Here is a 498-nt window from a genome sequence, read left to right on the forward strand (position 1 = left end):
TCCCCGATGGGCGGCAGGCAAACCTAAGGCGAAACCCCTATTCAGGGGGCTGTTGCTGTCGCGTCGGCCAGGCCGCATCTCCGCGGGTTACGTCTGGATTTTGTCAGAGATTACATGTGAATTAGGGCTGTCCACTCGATCACCTTGTCCCGCGAGCGTGTAAGCAAGAGGAATGCAAGACCTCGCCAATTCTTCGACCACCTGCCAGTCCGAGTTCATCGACCTCGATCGCACGCTTTGTGACATCCCGGTCGGCGATAACCTGACGGACGAGCTCGACCTGCAGAGGCGCATGGGTTCGGGCGCTTCGAGCACCTGGGCCGAGCTCTGCCCGGAAATGCGGGTGGTCGTATTGGCCGAGGCGGGAGCCGGAAAGACCTGGGAGATCCGCAATCTCGCCGGCCGCCTCCGCAACGAGGGCAGGGTAGCGTTCTTCATCCGCCTGGAGTCGCTGGCGGAGAATTTCGAGCTCGCGTTTGAGCCGGAGCAGTATCCGGA

Annotated in this window: 1 protein-coding gene; it reads left to right on the top strand. The window is 61.6% G+C overall.

What is annotated here, in order from left to right; genetic code table 11:
• Positions 1–172: 172 nt before the first annotated feature.
• Positions 173–498: hypothetical protein (locus EN749_RS37010; protein WP_145991233.1), on the top strand; the 326-nt coding region annotated here is incomplete at its 3' end.

Origin of the sequence: Mesorhizobium sp. M7A.F.Ca.ET.027.02.1.1 (genome assembly GCF_004022985.1) — a bacterium.
In the GTDB taxonomy this organism is placed as follows: Bacteria; Pseudomonadota; Alphaproteobacteria; order Rhizobiales; family Rhizobiaceae; genus Mesorhizobium.